Origin of the sequence: Bradyrhizobium sp. UNPA324, assembly GCF_006658635.1 — a bacterium.
Classification (GTDB): domain Bacteria; phylum Pseudomonadota; class Alphaproteobacteria; order Rhizobiales; family Xanthobacteraceae; genus Bradyrhizobium; species Bradyrhizobium nanningense.
Genome location: NZ_LFJD01000004.1, coordinates 6239951 through 6255405, shown reverse-complemented (window position 1 = coordinate 6255405; position 15455 = coordinate 6239951). Strand labels below are relative to the sequence as shown.

The following is a 15455-nucleotide window of genomic DNA, read 5'->3' as shown; positions in this document are numbered from 1 at the left end:
AAGCAGCGTTGGTGCTCGCTGAAACTGGCGCCGCGCACCCGGTCCTCATCCTGAGGGCCCGCCACCGGCGGGCGTCTCGAGGATGGCCACAGGCGAGATCGCTCCCACATGGGATTGCCCTGCCCCACAAGGGGGAGGGAACGCACCTTCATCGCGGCTCAGCAGGGCTCATCCCGTCGTCTCCGCCCCCAAAAGTGCAACGGCCTCCGCGAAGGTGCTTCGCGGAGGCCGTTGTCGGTTTCACAGCAGGCTTCTGCCGCGTCAGTTGCCGGCCGGGTACGCGGCCGAGACGGCATGCGCTCGGTTCAGGAGGATGCCGACCTCGTCGAGCTCCTGCATCGGTTCGTCAAGGGTTTCGCCGGCGGGGATGTCGAGGCGGTATCCGACGTAGCGCCGGGCCACGATCGCGTCGAAGCCGAGGCGGTCGCGGAGCTTCTTGCGCAGCTTGCTGACGTGACTCTCGATCACGCTTTCGTCGAAAGTGGACTCGAAGATGCCGTAGACCGCGTTGAATATCTGCGTCTTGGTGATCCACTTGCCGTGGTTGCTGACCATATATTCGAGAATGCGCAGTTCGCGGCGGGGCAGGGTGAGGGCGTGGCCCGCGATCTCGGGGTCGCGGCCGTTGAAGAAGACCTGGATCCTGGTCTCGCAAGGCCTTGGCAGTTCGCCCACCCGGCGGCGCGCGATCGCGGCCGTCCGGGCGAGGATTTCGCGGAGGTGAACCGGCACGTGCACGACATCGTCGACGCCAGATTCGAACAGCTCGAGCGTGTTCTTGAGCATTTTCTGGCTGCTCACGGCGATAATGGGAGCCGATGAGCGTTTGCGCATGGCCCGCGGCAGGCTTCCGCGGGCATCGCAATCCCCGAGGATGAAGGCATCGACCGCTGCCAGATCCGATTCGCTCGCGGATTGCAGCCAGTCCCAGAATTCCCCGGAGGAGAATCCGATCGACGATACGCCTTCGCGGACGAGCCCTCCGACGTAGCTGTTCGCGACGCTCTCGCGATCATCAACGATAATATACATCAGTCTTTCGCCCCTGTTTCGCATTCGTCGCGGCCGGTTGGTGGTGTGATGCCCGGCTCGGCAACGATGCTGTTTGACGACATTCCTTCCCGCGAACCGTTGTTATGGTTTCGATATTCGCGGGCAGCCCTACGCATTCAGTGCCTGCGTCTCGCAGGCCTGGTACTTCCACTCGATACTGAACGCTTACTGTGTGAGGCCCGGCGGGTGTCTTGCGGATCACCTCGCGGAGCGGATTGAGAAACGACCTAGAACAGTTGCGCCAAGTTGCTCATTGCGTCCGAACGCCACCGAAACTGTGTCGATCTCCTCGCCAACTGGCGAGAATCACTTGACTAGGACCGTAACAATTGCCGATTCCCGATCAAGCGTGCGTAATAAAGCGATTGCTACGTGTGCTTGATACTGTTGGTTTGTTTCCGGTTGCTGCTTGATGTATTCAATCGCATCAGTTGATTTAGAAATTAAACTAGTTCTGCACCGTGATGGTTCTAAGGTTCCGTATCCCCGTACGATTACAGCTCTTTCGGGCAGTGCCGCGGCCATGCATGTGGAAGGGGTTTCAACCCGGGATTGACTCTGGACCGCCTGTTTCCACATGCGGCAATTCGACTCGGGTGTAGCGGCGAGACTCCAGCTTGGCGAAATCTTGGCGAGTGTGTGTCTTTCGAGTCGCACTCTCGCCACGTACATGGCGCGTTCGTACCGCCCGTCGTCGCATCGCGCATGATGAAAATCTTTCGACGCGCACGTTTCAGGCAAGCTTCGGCAAATAACCTCGCCGTTCGACAGATCGAACCGAACGGAGCATTCTCACATGTTGTCCGATGGACAAGCTCGTCCCAACGCGACCGCTGATGTCTCCGCGACGGTGAAGCCGACTCCCGAGCCGCGCGATATAAAGGACAATACGGCGCGAGCGACCAAGCCTGCTGCGGGCGCAAAGCGTGTGTCGGCCGCGGCCAGCGACGAAGCTCTCGCGAAGGAGGCGCTCGAGGGCCTCAAACGCATTCGCGCCAAGGCGCGTCTCGACAAGATGGCGATACCCAAGCCCACGCCGACCGTGATCAAGCCGGCCGTGATCGTGGCCAAGCCCCCGCCGCCCCGTCCGGCATGGGTTGCGCCGCTCGCAACATTGGCGGTCGCCGCCATACTTGTGGTCTGCGCCTGCACCGGCGTGATCGCCTATCTCACCACCCAGCCCGCGCAGAACAACGTTGCGGCCAATACGGAGATCAGGATCCTGCGCGAGACCGTCGCACAGCTGCGCAAGCAGGTGTCGGGCGTGTCGGAAAATCTCGATGGCCTCCGCACCGCGGTCGATCAATCGAGCAAGGCGACCAACGACCGGTTCGGCAGGTTCGCCGAGAACCTGGATCGCATCGAGCGGGTGAGCTCGTCCTCGACGGTAAAGCTCGACAAGCTCGCCCAAGGACAAGCTCAGGCGCAAGTCCAGGCGCCGGCACCGGCAATGGTGCAATCACAGCCCTCGTCACCGCAAGGGCAGATGATGGCCTCGGTCGCAGCGCCGGAGTTCACCGGCTCGGTGTCTCCGTCCGAGCGCACGTCGGCGCCGCGCAAGGTGATCAAGGGCTGGTCGGTTCGCCAGGCCTATGAAGGAATTGCCATCCTGCAGAGTCCGAACGGCGTCATCGAAGCCGTGCTGGGACAGCAGGTGCCAGGTCTCGGCCGCATCGAGGAGATCAGGAACGAGAATGGGCGTCTGGTGGTGGAGACAAGCGGGGGCGTCGTCTATTCGTCACGCAAGGCGACGCCCTGATCGAACGCCGCCTTCTATTGGCGATGATGCTCGAAGCTGGTGCATAGCAGATCGACCTCCGCCTCCGCGATCGGCGAGCGAAACAGGCGGCAGCTGAACTCGGCCGTCGCCTTGCTGTCCGTGGCGGTGCGCTCTTCCCGGAGGAAGATGCATCGCTTGCAAACGTCGGTGTGGTGCCGCTGCTCGGCTGTGTCCGACTGATCCAGCACGTGCCGGAACGTGTCGCGGAAGCGGATCTTGACCTCGTCGTCGAGCACGGCAATCGCCTCGACCAGAACGTTGACGGGGTCGCGCACCAGGAACTTCTTGCCCTGCTGCGTCACGCTCAGCATCACCGAGCGCTTGTCGGTGGCCGAGCGTTTCCGCTCGAGATAACCGAGCCGCTCGAGCTCCCCGATGATGAACGATGCGGTGCCACGCGTGGTGCCGACGTAACTTGCGAGCGCCGAAGGCGTCCGGGAGAAGCGGTTGGCGCGGGAGAGGAATCGCAGCGCCATCCACTCGCGGTCGCGCAAGCCGTGCTTGGTGCCTTCGAACCACAGGATTCGTGCGACCTGCTCCAACAGTTCAATCGATTCACGAGCCAAATTCATTTCGGTTCCAGGTCGGATAAAGCTTTATTCAATTGAGCCTTGGGTAGCGCAATCTGAGGGACGGGAATGAAGTCCCCACTTGGCCCTTCGTCCGTTGCCGAACGGCGAGCCTCGCGCGGGGAAGAAGCTCCGTTGCCGGAGATGGAACTTCCGGACGTGGAACTAGGCGTCACAAAGAAAGTTCGAGTAAATCGCACGGCTCGATTCATCTGAAAATTTCAATCAAATGACGGCGGCTCGCCCGTGATCTGACGGTCGTGCGCGATGCGTGAGCAATATGATTGTCATTGTGGCCATTGCGGCGTCCATTTGTTGCGGGCGAGCGTGTCGAATGCGCAAACATGTGCATCGCCTGCGGCGCCCGGCGGTGGGATCGGCCGGGAGAGAACCATCTTTCTCGGTTAATGGATGTTGCGATGCGGCGCAGCTAGACGGTTAAGTCCGCACGCGAGCGATCCAGGGAATGTCAGCGCGTCGCTGGAAATCGAGCAAGCAGCGCCGTTCAGCGTCACACGTGGAGCATTGGCAGCCTCTGTTGGGCAACATGCTCGAGCTCTACGACCTCATCACCTGCAGCGTCTTCGCCCTCCGGGGGCCGGCCTGAAAGCGCGGTTGCTCGCAGGCTGGTGATTTGCGTTTCGCCGGCAAGTATTGGCGAATGCGTCGCCCGGGGCATCAGCATAAGCGGCAGGGAGGGATAGACCGATGAGCTTCGAAACCACCATGACATCCGACGTCGTCGGGTTGACGAAAGTCGCCCCGGTCTCGCGCCGCGGCTTCATGAGCGCCACTGCGGCGGTGGCGGCCGGCTACACGCTTGCGGCCGGGCCCGTGCGGGCCGAGGTGATCACGACTGACACCAATGGTCTCCAGGTTGGCGACGCCAAGATCAAGGTCGGCTCCGAGGAAATGCCCGCCTATTTCGCCCGCCCTGCCGGCAACACCAGGGCGCCGGTGATCGTCGTGGCGATGGAGATTTTCGGCCTGCATGAATACATCAAGGACGTGACGCGGCGCCTCGCCAAGCTAGGCGCCTTCGCCATCGCGCCAGACTATTACTTCCGCAAGGGCGTCGACCTGACCAAGATCACCGAGCTCAAGGACCTCTTGCCGATCGTCAATGCCAAGCCGGACGCGGAGCTGCTGTCCGATCTCGACGCGACGGTGGCATGGGCGGGATCGCAGGGCGGTGACACGGCCAAGCTCGGCATCATCGGCTTCTGCCGGGGCGGCCGCACGGTTTGGGAATATGCCGCCCATAGCGGCACCCTCAAGGCCGGCGTTGCCTTCTACGGACCCGTGGTCGATCCCGCCAATCCGCTGTGGCCGAAGAGCCCGATGCAGCTCGCGCCCGAGATGAAGGCGCCGGTGCTCGGCCTCTACGGCGCCGCCGATACCGGCATTCCCGTCGCACAGGTCGAGCAGATGAAGGCGGCGCTCGAGCAGAACAAGAAGACGGCCGAGTTCAAGATTTATCCGGAAGCGCCGCACGGCTTCCATGCCGATTATCGCGGCAGCTACCGCAAGGACGCCGCGGAAGATGCCTGGAAGCAGGCGCAGGCCTGGTTCAAGAAATACGGCGTGTTGAGCTGATGCTGAAGTTCAAGGGCGGCCTTGGCGCCGCCCTTTCTCTGTAAAATACCGCAGGTCTCACTTCGTCATCGCGCCGTAGACGATGTCTTGTACCTGCTCGCGATAATATTTCCTGAGCTCGCCGGGTGCCGCCGTTCCGACCACGACCACGAGACGTTCCTTCGGATCGCAGAAGAACTGCGTTCCGTAGGCACCGTTCCAGGTAAACTCGCCGGGATTGCCGGGGACCGAAGACAGCCCCTCGCTGGTGCGAACCGCGACTGCAAGGCCAAAGCCGAAGCCGGCGCGATGCGGCTCGACATTGGCCACATTGTTCTTGATCTCGGGACCGAGATGGTTGGTCGTCATGTGATGCACGGTCCTCGGCGAGAGGATGCGCTGGCCGTCGAGCTCGCCGCCGTTGAGCAGCATCTGCCCGAAGCGGAGGTAGTCGCCGATCGTCGCGAACGAGCAGGCGCCGCCGCAGTCGAACTTGGTCGGATTGTCCAAAAGCTTGATGGCTTGCGGTTTGCCCGTCAGCGGATCGTTGGCGAACGGGCGGGCGAGGCGAGGGCGCTGCGCGTCGGTCGGGTGGAAGGTCGCGTCCTTCATGCCGAGCGGCTGCCAGACATTGGCGGCGAGGTAGTCGCCGAGCTTCTGCTCGCTCACCTTCTCGATGACCGCGCCGAGCACGTCGATCGAGAAGCCGTATTCGAACTCGGTCGAGGGCTGGTGCGCCAGCGGAAGCTTTGTGATGCGGTCGATGAAGGCCTGGGTGTCGCCCTCGATCGCCGGCGCGACGCCATCGGGGTATTGCCGCGCCACCGGGCTCGAACTGTCGGGACGGCCGCCATACATCAATCCCGACGTGTGCCGGTAGAGATCGTGGATGAAGATCGGCGAGGCCTGCGGCTCCAGTTTGAGCGAACCGTCGGCCTCGGTCACGCCGACCTTCATGTCGGCAAAGCCGGGATAGTAATTGGACAGCTTGGCCTGGAGCGGCAGCCGTCCCTGCTCCATCAAGGTCAGTCCCGCGACCGCCGCCATCGGCTTGGTCATCGAGGCCAGCGCGAAGATCGCGTCGACCGGCATCGGCGTGCCCTTCTCCGGATCGAGCAGGCCGTAGGCCTTGTAGTGCACCAGCTTGCCGTCCCGCGCGATGGCGACCACCGCGCCGGGCACACGCTTGGTGGCGATCTCGCGCGCGAAGAAATTGTCGAGGCGCGCCAGGCCCTGTTTGGAAAAGCCGACGTCGTCGGGATTGGCTTCGGGCAGTGGCGCGGCGCTGGCCGTGCCGAATGCGACGACGGCAGCCGCCGTCGCGATCATGGCGATCGTCTTGTTCATTGCGTCCTCCCAGGCGAGCTCGTTATGCGGTGGCTCGCGCGATGCCTAGATCATGTCCGCACCGACGCGAAGTCAAGCGCGGGCGGGGCATGTCTGGAACGCGCCGGGATGCCGGAACCCTAGCGTCCTTCGCCCGCGCGCCACAGCGCATCGAGGCCGTGCCGATAGGTTGGGTGGACAAGCGTGACGCCGAGCTCGCGCTTCAATTTCGCGTTGGAGACACGGGCGCTGCTGGCATAGAAGCTGCGCGCCATCGCCGACATCTCGGCGGTGGCGAAATCCTCCTCGGGCGGCGGCGGCGCGCCCATCAGCTTCGCCGCATAGACGATCACGTCCTGCGGCGGCGCGGGCTCGTCATCGCAGACGTTCCAGGTGCCGCCGCTTTCGTGGCGAATGGCGGCCATGATCGCACTCGCAATGTCGTCGACATGGATGCGGTTGAAGACCTGGCCGGGCTTGATGATGCGCCGCGCCTTTCCCGCGCGCAGCGTCGCCAGCGCATTCCGGCCGGGGCCGTAGATGCCGGCAAGCCGCAGGATCGCGGCATCGCCGCGCGCAATGTCCATCCAGGCTTGCTCGGCCGCAATCCGCATGCGCGCGCGGTCGAGCGTTGCCTGCGACGGGGTGCTCTCGTCCACCCAGCCGCCGTCGTGATCGCCATAGACGCCGATGGTGGAGAGATAGACGACCTTGCGGCGGCGCGCCGCCAGCACGTCGCCGAACGCCGCGATGGCGGGATCGCCGGAGCTGCCGGGCGGGATCGACACCAGAAGCACATCGGCATCGCGGGTTTGTTCGACCGTCTCGCGCGACGGAGGGCCGCCCGAAAAGGCGTCCACGTCGATGCCGGCAAGGTCGCCCCGCTGCGCGGGATCGCGCACGGTGCCGGCGAGATGCGAGAAGCTGCCGCCGTGTTTGCAGACGAAATGCCGGGCGCTGTAGCCGAGGCCAAGAATGAAGAGGCGCATGCGTCTCCCTGAAAGCTCGAAGTTCCGTCCGCGTCGTCGCGCGCCTTTCGCTCATAAGAGATTTTTGGGTCCGGCAAAAGATATTGCGATTTGTCTCGCCTTCCGCCTCGGGCGATGTTCGCCCGGCACAGGGAGGCACCAATCATGCAGGCAAAAGCGCTCGCCTTGGGGCCGGCGGACGCGACCGACCTGATCCGGCGCGCGGCCGCGCTGATCTTCGACGTCGACGGCACCCTGGCCGAGACCGAGGAGCTGCATCGGCAGGCCTTCAACCATGCCTTCGCGCGCCGCGGCCTCGACTGGCGATGGGACCGCGCCGTCTACAAGGACCTGCTACGGGTGACCGGCGGCAAGGAGCGCATGCGCGCCTACCACGCCGGGCTCGGGATCACCCCGCCGCTGCCGGACGAGGACATCGCCGCGCTTCACCGCATCAAGACCGCGCATTATGCCGAGCTGGTCGAAACTGGCTGCTGCGAGTTGCGGCCGGGCGTGATCGAGTTGCTCGCCGCGGCGAAGGCGCGAGGCCAGCGGCTTGCGATCGCGACCACGACCTCGCACGGCAACATTGCTGCGCTGCTGTCGCAGACGCTGGGAGCGCGCTGGGCTTTCGGGTTCGACGCCATCGTCGCCGGTGACGACGTCAGGCACAAGAAACCCGCGCCGGACGTCTATCAGGAAACGCTGGCGCGGCTGAAGCTGGACGCGGCCGACTGCGTTGCCATCGAGGATTCCGCCAACGGGTTGATCGCCGCCTCACGCGCCGGCATTCCGGTTCTGATCACCCGGAGCATGTTTTTCCGCGACGAGGATTTCAGCGCGGCACGGTTCGTGCTGGATGATCTGTCGGAACTCGGGCTCGCCAAACAAGAAACCGAAAAACAACCCCATGCACAGTAGAACACGCCCGCCCGTTCGCCGCGGTCAGTGGACGCGGTGGCTCGTCCTATCGTCCTCAACCTGCTCGACAATCTGCGCGATCGGGCTCGACTGGTGATGCACCAGGCGCCAGTCGTTGCCGACGCGGCGGAAATGGTTCGCCGCGGCCAGAGCGGTGCCGTCGACGATCTCGATGCAGAGCACGCGGGCGCTGTCGCCGTCCACGATCGCCTGCGGCTCGGCGCAGACGATCTGCGGCCGCTCCGGATTCTGCAGGATGTCGCGCCAGCTTCCGATCACCGTGGCGCGCCCGACGATCGCCGGCCAGCCCGGATGGATGCAGGAAATGCCGTCGTCATTGGCCCATATCTGTTCCATGCCGGCGAAGTCGCCTGCTGAAAAAGCGGCGTAGAAGGCCGCGTTTGCGGCGATGATCTTACTGTCCTTTGCCATCGCTCTCGGGTGGGGCAAGGACAGGCAAAAATCAAGCGCGACTTCCGTTCGACTTCGTGTTCGATTTGGACCGCAGTGCAGCATTGCCCGCTCTGTGGTCAAGCCGACACGAGCGACTCCACCGCCCGCCGCGCGCCATCCTTGTAGAGACGGCCGAGGGCCGCGGTCACGGCCTCGCGCAGGCGTGGCTCGGCACCCAGCGGTCCGAACACTTGTCCGACGCCGAGCAGAGCGGGCGCGAGCCGCTCGGCAACAGGTCCCGCCTCGCGCGCCAGCGCGGCGAACTCGCCGGCAAGGGGATCGCGCACGTCGATGGCGCGGCCCTGTTCGTCTGTTGCGCTGACGTAGCGCATCCAGCCGGCCACCGCGAGCGCATGCGTTGCGATCGGCAGCCGCCGCGCGAGGCGATCCTGCATCGCGCCAAGCAGGCGCTGCGGCAGCTTTTGCGAGCCGTCCATCGCGATCTGCCAGGTGCGGTGATGCAGCGCCGGATTGGAATAGCGCTTCAACAGCGAAGCGCGATAGGCGGCGAGATCCGTGCCTGCGGGCATCGTCAGCGTCACCGCGGCCTCCTCCATCACCTTTGCTGCGAGGCGAGCGAAATGCGGGTCCCGCATGGTGTCGGCGATGGTCTCAAAGCCTGCGAGATAGCCGAGATAGGCCAGCGCCGAATGGCTGGCGTTGAGCAGCCGCAGCTTCATCAGCTCGAACGGCTTGACGTCGGAAACGAGCTCGACGCCCGCGGCGGCAAGATCGGGTCGGCCCGCCGTGAAGCGGTCCTCGACCACCCATTGCGTGAACGGCTCGGTCATCACGGGCCAGGCGTCGCGTAGGCCGAGGGCGTTCGACACCGCGTCGCGGTCGGCATCCGTCGTTTCAGGCACGATGCGGTCGACCATGGTCGAGGGGAAGGCGGCATTGTCCGCGATCCACTTGCCGAGATCCTTGGAGCGCAGCGCGGCGAACTGCGTCACGATGCGCTGCACGGTGTGGCCATTGGCGGCGAGGTTGTCGCAGCACAGCACGGTGAACGGCGGCAACCCCTGCGCGCGCCGGCGCGCCAGCGCCGCGACGATGAAGCCCGGCGCCGAGCGCGGCGCGTCGAAATTGTTGAGATCATGCACGACATCAGGATGACGCTCGTCGAGATCGCCGGTCTGCGGCGTATGGCAATAGCCTTTCTCGGTGACGGTGAGCGAGACGATGCGGGTGGCGGGATCGGCCATCCGCTCGACCAGAGCCGCCGGCTTCTCACGCGCGACGACACTGTCGAGCAGTGCGCCGATCACGCGATGTTCGGTGCCTTCGGCGGCGCGTACGGCAAGTGTGTAGAGATGATCCTGCGGGGCGAGGGCGGCGCGCGTGTCCGGGCTGCGCAGGCTGGCCCCGACGATGCCCCAGGAGGAGCTGCCTGCGGCAAGGCAATCGTCGATGACGACGGCCTGATGCGCGCGATGAAACGCGCCGAGACCGAGATGCACGATACCGGGCGTGACGCGCGAACGGTCATAGGCCGGGCGGCGGACGGCCGACGGCAACCGGTCGAGATTGGCGCCGCCAAGACGCGCTGAACCTGGGCGCATGGACGTCTCCCCCTTTGCTTTGCCGCTGCTTGACATGGCGCCCGTATCAGGTCAATGCTTCGGTCAATTGGTAAGACCAATTTTCCAAAATTGGCGGGCCGCGGACTGAATTGCTCCCGCGCGACCCTTTCGGGAGGACCAGCGTGCCGCTGGAAGCTGTGGAGGCGAGACGGCTCTATCGCCAGGTCGCCGATCAATTGCGAAGCCTGATCGACAGCGGCGAGTACGCGGTCGGCAGTCGCTTGCCGACCGAGCGCGAGCTCGCCGAGCAGCTCAAGGTGTCCAGGCCGACCGTGCGCGAAGCCCTGATCGCGCTCGAGGTCGAGGGCCGCCTGCGCATCCGCGTCGGGTCCGGCATCTATGTGATCGAGCCCGCCGCAATCGCCGCGCCCGCAGCCGCGTCCGTCATCGAGGGGCCGTTCGAGCTGCTGCGCGCTCGTGAATTCCTGGAAAGCGCGATCGCCGAACAGGCCGCACGCGTGGCGACGAGGGACGACATCGCCCGCATCGACGCCTCCCTCCTCGCGATGGAGCAGGTCGAGCATCCCGGCGAAGCCTCCATGGTTCACGACCGCGCCTTCCACGTCGCGATCGCCGGAAGCCTCGGCAATGCCGTTCTGGTGCGCGTGGTCGGCGAGCTGTTCGACCAGCGCCTCAACCCCTATTTCGCGCAGCTTGCGCATTATTTCGAGAGCCCTGGCACCTGGCGCACCGCGCTCGACGAGCATCGCGCCGTGCGCGAGGCGATCGCGGCGCATGATCCGGACGCCGCGCGCGAGGCGATGCGAAAGCATCTGGCGCGCTCCCAGGAGCGCTTCGCGCAGAATTTCGGCGCCGAGAAAGCGGCAGGATCCTCTTCCGGGCGGAGCCGGACCGCGCGATCCCCGGCGAAGACGGCACCAAAGCGGCCACCGAAGAAGCGGGCCGGGAGCGGTCGCGCGCGGCGGTGATGAGATTGTGCGGTCCGCATCCGTGCCGGGGCGGGCGAACAAGAAGCAGACTTGAATGATGGAGGAAAAGTCGATGTTGAAGAAGATGACGATTGCAGCAGTGATCTCCGCCGCTACGCTGCTGGCTGCGACCAGCGCCGGCATGGCGCAGACCAAGCTGAAATGGGCCCATGTCTACGAGACCTCGGAGCCGTTCCACACCGCTTCGGTCTGGGCTGCGCAGGAGATCGGCAAGCGCACCAACGGGCGCTACCAGATCGACGTCTATCCGGCCTCCCAGCTCGGCAAGGAGGCCGACATCAACCAGGGCCTGTCGCTCGGCTCGGTCGACATCATCATCTCCGGCTCGAGCTTCGCGGCCAAGAGCTTCCCGCCGATCGGGGTGACCTACTATCCCTATACGTTCCGCGATGCCGATCATCTGCTCGCCTACACCAAGAGCGACATCTTCAAGGAGCTCGCCAAGGGCTATGAGGACAAGAGCGGCCACCACATCGTCGCGGTGACCTATTACGGCGTGCGCCAGACTTCGTCGAACAAGCCGATCAAGACCTGCGCCGACATGAAGGGCCTGAAGATGCGCGTGCCCGACGTGCCGGCGTACCTGGCGATGCCGCGCGCCTGCGGCGCCAACACCGCGCCGATCGCATTCGCCGAAGTCTATCTCGCGCTCCAGAACGGCACCGTCGAGGCGCAGGAAAACCCGCTGACCACGATCGAGGCCAAGAAGTTCTACGAGGTGCAGAAGCACATCGTGCTGACCGGCCATATCGTCGATCACCTCAATACCGTGATCGCCGGCGCGCTGTGGAAGAAGCTCTCTGACGAGGACAAGAAGATCTTCACCGACGTGGCGCAGGAAGCCGCCGCCAAGGCCACCGGCGAGATCAAGCAGAACGAAGCCAAGCTCGTCGCCTTCTTCAAGGAGAAGGGCCTGACCGTGACCGAGGTCGACAAGAACGAGTTCCGCGACACCGTGCTGAAGAACGTCGCGTTCGAGACCTTCGGTTATCGCAAGGCCGACTGGGAAAAGATCCAGGCCGTCAAGTAAGTAAGACCCTCATGGTGAGGAGCGCGAAGCGCGTCTCGCACCATGAAGGCCCCGATCTCGCCCGGGGCCATCCTTCGAGACGCTTGCTTCGCAAGCTCCTCAGGATGAGGAGCGGAGCAAGCGTAGATAGCAGAACAAAGGCGTCATTCCGGGTTCGACGTTGATGCGTCGCCCCGGAACGACGATTGGAGAGAGGTAACCCCATGTCCACCGCCGAAATACACCGGCAGATCACCGCGGACGAGATCGCCCATACCTTCGAGGAGGAGGCGACGCCGAAGGTCGATCTCGGCATCTACGCGTTCGAGGACTGGGTGGCGCTTGCGATCTTCTGGGTGATGGCGCTCGCCGTCTTCCTCCAGTTCTTCACCCGCTACGTGCTCAACGACAGCTATGCCTGGACCGAGGAGATCGCGACCTATTGCCTGATCGGGGTGGTCTTCATCGGCGCCTCGATGTGCGTGCGGCTGTCGCGGCACATCCAGGTCGACCTCGTCTACCGCTATCTGCCGCGGCCCGCGGGGCGCGCGCTGTCGACAATGATCGACCTGATCCGCATCGCCTTCTTCGGGTACGCCACCAAGCTGGTCTGGGTCTACATCCAGATCATCGGCGACGAGCAGATGACCACGATCAACTTCCCCAAGAACTACGTCTATTACGCCGTGCTGCTCGGTTTCGTGCTGATGTTCGTGCGCTCGTTGCAGGCGGCACTGCAGCACTGGCGGCAGGGTTACTCGGTCCTCGAACGTCCCGGTGCCTACGACGGATCGGAGATTTGACATCATGCTGCTGTTGCTCGGAGGTTTCCTCGTCCTGATGCTGCTCGGCGTTCCCGTGGCGGTCGCCATGGCCGCCTCGTCGCTGCTCTACATCCTGGTCAGCGGCGTGACGCCCGACGTGACGCTGGCGCAGCGCATGATCGCCGGCGTCGAGAGCTTTCCGCTGCTCGCCGTGCCGTTCTTCATTCTCGCCGGCAACCTCATGAACATCGCCGGCGTCACCGGGCGCATCTATAAATTCGCCGTCGCACTGGTGGGGTGGATGCGCGGCGGCCTCGGCCACGTCAACATCATCGGCTCGGTGATCTTCTCGGGCATGTCCGGCACCGCGATCGCGGACGCCGCCGGCCTCGGCACCATCGAAATCAAGGCGATGAAGGACCACGGCTACTCGACCGAGTTCTCGGTCGGCGTCACCGCGGCTTCGGCGACGCTCGGCCCCATCATCCCGCCGTCGCTGCCTTTCGTGATCTACGGCATGATGGCGAACGTCTCGATCGGCGCGCTGTTTCTCGGCGGCGTCATTCCTGGCGTTGTCCTGACGCTGTTCATGATGGCCACCGTGACCTATTTCGCGCACAAGAACAAATGGGGCAGCGACACGCCATTCTCCTGGCCGCAGCTCAGCTCGGCCGGCCTCGAGATCGTCGTCGTGCTCTCGTTCCCGCTCGCGATCTGGCTGATGGTGATGGCCGGCCTCTCGGTCAACGTGTCTGTGGTCATCGGTCTCGGCACGCTGCTGGTGATCGACTGGTACTTCGACTTCTCGGCGGTGATGGCGCTGATGGCGCCGGTGATCCTGATCGGCGGCATGACGCTCGGCTGGTTCACGCCGACGGAAGCTGCGGTTGCCGCCGTGATCTGGTCGCTGTTCCTCGGCCTCGTCCGCTACCGCACCATGACGCTGCAAACGGTGGCGAAAGCGACGTTCGACACGATCGAGACCACGGCCTCGGTGCTGTTCATCGTCACCGCCGCCTCGATCTTCGCCTGGCTGCTCACGGTGTCGCAGGCCGCGCAGACGCTCTCGGACTGGATGCTCAGCGTCACCCACAACAAATGGGTGTTCCTGGCACTCGCCAACGTCCTGATCCTGTTCGTCGGCTGCTTCATCGACACCACAGCAGCGATCACCATTCTGGTGCCGATCCTGCTGCCGATCGTGCTCAAGCTCGGCATCGATCCCATTCACTTCGGCCTGATCATGACGCTGAACCTGATGATCGGCCTGTTGCATCCGCCGCTCGGCATGGTGCTGTTCGTGCTCGCCCGCGTGGCAAGACTCTCGGTCGAGCGCACGACGGTGGCGATCCTGCCCTGGCTGGTGCCGCTAATGCTGGCGCTGATCGCGATCACCTACATTCCCGAACTGACCCTCTGGCTGCCAAAATACATGGGACTCTCCAAATGACCTCGATCGCTCTTGCCGCAACCCTGTTCGGTCCCGAAGATCTGCGCATGATCGAGCATCCGCTCGACAAGCTCGCAGACGGCATGGTGCGCATCCGCTTCGGCGCCGGCGGCATCTGCGGATCGGACATGCACTATTTCCGCCATGCCCGCACCGGCGATTTCGTGGTGAAGTCGCCGCTGGTGCTCGGCCACGAGATCTCGGGCGAGGTCGTGGAAATCGCAGGCGCCGCAGCCAATCTGAAGGTCGGTGACCGCGTCGCGATCAACCCGTCGCGCTGGTGCGGCCATTGCGTCGCCTGCCGCGAGGGCCGGCCGAACCTCTGCGAGAACATCTACTTCATGGGCTCTGCGTCGAAGACGCCGCACATGCAGGGCGGTTTTGCCAATTATTTCGACGCGATCCCGGCGCAGTGCGTGAAGATTCCCGATCACGTCTCCTACCAGGCCGCGGCGCTGGCCGAGCCGCTCGCCGTCTGCCTGCACGCGGTCGCGCGCGCCGGCAATATCGAGGGCAAGCGCGGCATCATCTTCGGTGCCGGCCCGATCGGGCTTCTGACCATGCTCGCCGCGCGCCGCGCCGGCATGACCGACATCACGGTCGCCGACATCGCGCCGGCGCCGCTCGCCTTTGCAACCCGGCTTGGCGCTTCGCACGTCGAGAATATCTCCGGCGGCGAGGAAGGGCTCAAGGCGCAGGCGGCCTCGCGCCCATACGACGTTGCATTCGAGGTCTCCGGAACCGCCGCAGGCCTTGCCAGCGCGATCGGCATCGTCAGGCGCGGTGGCATCGTGGTGCAGATCGGCAATTTGCCGGGTGGCCAGATCCCGACGCCGTCGAATGCGGTGATGGCGAAGGAGATCGACCTGCGCGGCTCGTTCCGCTTCGGCTTCGAATTCGCAACCGCCGTGGAACTGATCTCCAATGGCAGCGTCGACGTGCTGTCGCTGGTCACCACCGAGCGGCCGTTGTCGACCGCGCCCGATGCGCTGCGGCTGGCGCTCGACCGCTCGCAGAGCGTCAAGGTCGTGCTGACCGCGGACTGATCGGAGAC

The 15455-nt window shown here is 64.5% G+C and carries 14 protein-coding genes; 8 read left to right on the top strand and 6 right to left on the bottom strand.

Annotated features, from left to right (window positions below; all coding sequences use genetic code 11):
- Window positions 1-261: 261 nt before the first annotated feature.
- Window positions 262-1032, bottom strand: coding sequence for a winged helix-turn-helix transcriptional regulator (locus tag UNPA324_RS29920; protein ID WP_181769688.1), 771 nt, complete (start codon window positions 1030-1032; stop codon window positions 262-264).
- An 817-nt stretch (window positions 1033-1849) separates the two neighbouring features.
- Here UNPA324_RS29920 and UNPA324_RS29910 point away from each other — a divergent pair.
- Window positions 1850-2812: a hypothetical protein gene (locus tag UNPA324_RS29910; protein WP_141937511.1), complete on the top strand. Its 963-nt coding sequence runs from the start codon at window positions 1850-1852 to the stop codon at window positions 2810-2812.
- 14 nt (window positions 2813-2826) lie between these two features.
- Here UNPA324_RS29910 and UNPA324_RS29905 read toward each other — a convergent pair whose 3' ends face one another.
- Window positions 2827-3405, bottom strand: a complete 579-nt coding sequence (locus tag UNPA324_RS29905; RefSeq protein WP_141937509.1) for a MarR family winged helix-turn-helix transcriptional regulator — start codon at window positions 3403-3405, stop codon at window positions 2827-2829.
- Between the two features lie 705 nt (window positions 3406-4110).
- Here UNPA324_RS29905 and UNPA324_RS29900 point away from each other — a divergent pair.
- Window positions 4111-4998 carry a dienelactone hydrolase family protein gene (locus tag UNPA324_RS29900; protein WP_128920212.1) on the top strand — a complete coding sequence of 296 codons (888 nt, stop codon included), beginning with the start codon at window positions 4111-4113 and terminating at the stop codon, window positions 4996-4998.
- 57 nt (window positions 4999-5055) lie between these two features.
- Here UNPA324_RS29900 and UNPA324_RS29895 read toward each other — a convergent pair whose 3' ends face one another.
- The gene (locus tag UNPA324_RS29895; protein WP_141937507.1) at window positions 5056-6324 is read right to left on the bottom strand and encodes a serine hydrolase domain-containing protein; all 1269 of its coding nucleotides are present in this window, start codon (window positions 6322-6324) and stop codon (window positions 5056-5058) included.
- Window positions 6325-6443: 119 nt separating this feature from the next.
- A complete protein-coding gene (locus tag UNPA324_RS29890; protein WP_141937505.1) occupies window positions 6444-7292 on the bottom strand; it encodes an SDR family oxidoreductase in 849 nt (282 codons plus the stop codon).
- Window positions 7293-7436: 144 nt separating this feature from the next.
- Here UNPA324_RS29890 and UNPA324_RS29885 point away from each other — a divergent pair, with 144 nt between their 5' ends.
- Window positions 7437-8192, top strand: coding sequence for an HAD family hydrolase (locus UNPA324_RS29885; RefSeq protein WP_181769687.1), 756 nt, complete (start codon window positions 7437-7439; stop codon window positions 8190-8192).
- Window positions 8193-8216: 24 nt separating this feature from the next.
- Here the strand turns inward: UNPA324_RS29885 and UNPA324_RS29880 are convergent, their stop codons facing one another.
- Both UNPA324_RS29880 and UNPA324_RS29875 read right to left on the bottom strand, forming a co-directional pair.
- Window positions 8217-8624: a nuclear transport factor 2 family protein gene (locus UNPA324_RS29880; RefSeq protein ID WP_141937503.1), complete on the bottom strand. Its 408-nt coding sequence runs from the start codon at window positions 8622-8624 to the stop codon at window positions 8217-8219.
- A gap of 98 nt (window positions 8625-8722) precedes the next feature.
- Window positions 8723-10207 carry a mannitol dehydrogenase family protein gene (locus UNPA324_RS29875; RefSeq protein WP_164936355.1) on the bottom strand — a complete coding sequence of 495 codons (1485 nt, stop codon included), beginning with the start codon at window positions 10205-10207 and terminating at the stop codon, window positions 8723-8725.
- Window positions 10208-10350: 143 nt separating this feature from the next.
- Here UNPA324_RS29875 and UNPA324_RS29870 point away from each other — a divergent pair, with 143 nt between their 5' ends.
- The 5 genes from UNPA324_RS29870 to UNPA324_RS29850 all read left to right on the top strand — a co-directional run bounded on the left by UNPA324_RS29870 (window position 10351) and on the right by UNPA324_RS29850 (window position 15447).
- Window positions 10351-11157, top strand: a complete 807-nt coding sequence (locus UNPA324_RS29870; protein ID WP_141937501.1) for a FadR/GntR family transcriptional regulator — start codon at window positions 10351-10353, stop codon at window positions 11155-11157.
- Window positions 11158-11242: 85 nt separating this feature from the next.
- Complete coding sequence (locus tag UNPA324_RS29865) at window positions 11243-12208, top strand: sialic acid TRAP transporter substrate-binding protein SiaP (protein WP_430641960.1); 966 nt, start codon at window positions 11243-11245, stop codon at window positions 12206-12208.
- Window positions 12209-12411: 203 nt separating this feature from the next.
- Window positions 12412-12990 (top strand): TRAP transporter small permease, encoded by a 579-nt coding sequence (locus tag UNPA324_RS29860; RefSeq protein ID WP_128920205.1) that lies wholly within the window; start codon window positions 12412-12414, stop codon window positions 12988-12990.
- A gap of 4 nt (window positions 12991-12994) precedes the next feature.
- A complete protein-coding gene (locus UNPA324_RS29855; protein ID WP_128920204.1) occupies window positions 12995-14401 on the top strand; it encodes a TRAP transporter large permease in 1407 nt (468 codons plus the stop codon).
- Window positions 14398-15447, top strand: a complete 1050-nt coding sequence (locus UNPA324_RS29850; RefSeq protein ID WP_128920203.1) for an L-idonate 5-dehydrogenase — start codon at window positions 14398-14400, stop codon at window positions 15445-15447. The genes UNPA324_RS29855 and UNPA324_RS29850 overlap by 4 nt, the downstream gene beginning before the upstream one ends.
- Window positions 15448-15455: the final 8 nt, after the last annotated feature.

What these genes read in the sequence shown, in the direction of transcription:
- UNPA324_RS29890 (WP_141937505.1), bottom strand. Translation starts at nt 7,292, where the DNA reads ATGCGCCTCTTCATTCTTGGCCTCGGCTACAGCGCCCGGCATTTCGTC.
- UNPA324_RS29885 (WP_181769687.1), top strand. Translation starts at nt 7,437, where the DNA reads ATGCAGGCAAAAGCGCTCGCCTTGGGGCCGGCGGACGCGACCGACCTG.
- UNPA324_RS29900 (WP_128920212.1), top strand. Translation starts at nt 4,111, where the DNA reads ATGAGCTTCGAAACCACCATGACATCCGACGTCGTCGGGTTGACGAAA.
- UNPA324_RS29855 (WP_128920204.1), top strand. Translation starts at nt 12,995, where the DNA reads ATGCTGCTGTTGCTCGGAGGTTTCCTCGTCCTGATGCTGCTCGGCGTT.
- UNPA324_RS29910 (WP_141937511.1), top strand. Translation starts at nt 1,850, where the DNA reads ATGTTGTCCGATGGACAAGCTCGTCCCAACGCGACCGCTGATGTCTCC.
- UNPA324_RS29860 (WP_128920205.1), top strand. Translation starts at nt 12,412, where the DNA reads ATGTCCACCGCCGAAATACACCGGCAGATCACCGCGGACGAGATCGCC.
- UNPA324_RS29895 (WP_141937507.1), bottom strand. Translation starts at nt 6,324, where the DNA reads ATGAACAAGACGATCGCCATGATCGCGACGGCGGCTGCCGTCGTCGCA.
- UNPA324_RS29850 (WP_128920203.1), top strand. Translation starts at nt 14,398, where the DNA reads ATGACCTCGATCGCTCTTGCCGCAACCCTGTTCGGTCCCGAAGATCTG.
- UNPA324_RS29880 (WP_141937503.1), bottom strand. Translation starts at nt 8,624, where the DNA reads ATGGCAAAGGACAGTAAGATCATCGCCGCAAACGCGGCCTTCTACGCC.
- UNPA324_RS29905 (WP_141937509.1), bottom strand. Translation starts at nt 3,405, where the DNA reads ATGAATTTGGCTCGTGAATCGATTGAACTGTTGGAGCAGGTCGCACGA.
- UNPA324_RS29865 (WP_430641960.1), top strand. Translation starts at nt 11,243, where the DNA reads ATGACGATTGCAGCAGTGATCTCCGCCGCTACGCTGCTGGCTGCGACC.
- UNPA324_RS29920 (WP_181769688.1), bottom strand. Translation starts at nt 1,032, where the DNA reads ATGTATATTATCGTTGATGATCGCGAGAGCGTCGCGAACAGCTACGTC.
- UNPA324_RS29875 (WP_164936355.1), bottom strand. Translation starts at nt 10,207, where the DNA reads ATGCGCCCAGGTTCAGCGCGTCTTGGCGGCGCCAATCTCGACCGGTTG.